General features: G+C 38.6%; 1 protein-coding gene. It reads right to left on the bottom strand.

Annotation, left to right across the window (positions count from 1 at the left end; all coding sequences use genetic code 11):
* On the bottom strand, positions 1-1,433 hold a 1,433-nt coding region (locus ACOVO2_RS22725), incomplete at its 3' end, for a cellulose synthase family protein (protein ID WP_421772169.1).
* Between the last annotated feature and the right edge of the window lie 93 nt (positions 1,434-1,526).

Below are 1,526 nucleotides of genomic sequence, written 5' to 3'. Positions count from 1 at the left end.
TAGAAAAGTACGCTTCCGTAGCCAACAATTAGCATCAAATGGAAAGGTACCAAGCCAAAGTTTTTTAGTTGAATTTCAATCACTAAAACAATAATAAAATACAGCATCAGCAGAAGCTCAATCCAAGTGCTTTTGTTGATGCTTTTTACTAAATATTTATTCCCCTGCCACGAATCTGATTTGGTATTTACATTAAACTTGGGCGTCCGTACAAAAGGCGTTTTTCTACCTACCCAGCCCTCAACTACGGCAATCGAATTATGAAACGAAAGCCCCATCATAAATAATAAAAACAATACAAAGCGTTTCACAAATTCAAAAAAACCAAGCCCAGTTTTTCGGAACGAAATCCAATAAAAGCACCCCAAAATCACCCAACTGACTTGAAATAAAGCGGTGTACCGAAAAAATACATCGAATCTATCCGAACTTGAAGTAATAAGCATCACAGGCAAACTCAAAATCGACAAGAAAAACACCGCCACAAAAACCGCACTATTCATCAAATGATAAAAGCCGTGCAACTTCGTGGAAATACTTAAATGGCTATCAGATAATAACTTACGAAGATTTTTTACGACACATTCTGCCGCACCTTTCGTCCAGCGATATTGCTGAGATTTGACCGCAGACATGGTCACGGGCAACTCGGCAGGGCAACCAACATTCTCTAAATAAACAAATTTCCAATCTCGCATTTGGGCCCGATAACTTAAATCTAAGTCTTCGGTGAGTGTGTCGGCTTCCCATCCACCAGCATCTTCAATGGTGCTTTTTCGCCAAACTCCCGCTGTACCATTAAAATTTATGAAGTGATTTTCGGCATTTCGTCCGCCTTGCTCAATCGTAAAATGAGCATCCAAACCAAAGGCTTGCAATTGTGTCAGTAAAGAATAGTTTCCATTGAGGTGCTGCCAGCGAGTTTGTACTACGCCAACGTTCGGAGCGGTAAAATGAGGAATTGTTTTTTGTAGAAAATCAATTGGCGGAACAAAATCAGCATCAAAAATGGCAATAAATTCACCTTTACAGATTTTCATGCCGTAAGCCAAAGCCCCAGCTTTAAATCCTTTTCTATCTGTGCGTCTAATATGCTGAATATCAATACCTGATGCTTTAATTTGTTGAATCTTATTAGCTATAATTTCTACCGTTTCATCGGTCGAATCATCTAAAACCTGAATTTCGAAACGTTCTTTTGGGTAGTCAAATTTGGCTACGGCATCAATCAATCGCTCAACTACATAAAGTTCATTATAGATTGGAAGTTGAATCGTTACGAATGGGGCTTTTTCACCTACTCCTGACTGTTGACTGTCGACTGCTGACCGTGGACTACCTAAATAATTAATGATTAGACTCAACTGCACCAAGCTGTAAGAAAAAATAAAAACCAACGGAATGGCATAAATAATAAGAATGAATAATTCCATATTTTCAAGTCCCTCTCCATTGGGGAGGGATTAGGGTGGGGCTTACAAATATTTAAAAATAGTAGTAATAATCTTATAACCAGCCAAAACCGT

The organism is Emticicia sp. (genome assembly GCF_049241225.1).
In the GTDB taxonomy this organism is placed as follows: domain Bacteria; phylum Bacteroidota; class Bacteroidia; order Cytophagales; family Spirosomataceae; genus Emticicia.
This window is presented reverse-complemented; position numbering and strand designations above follow the sequence as displayed.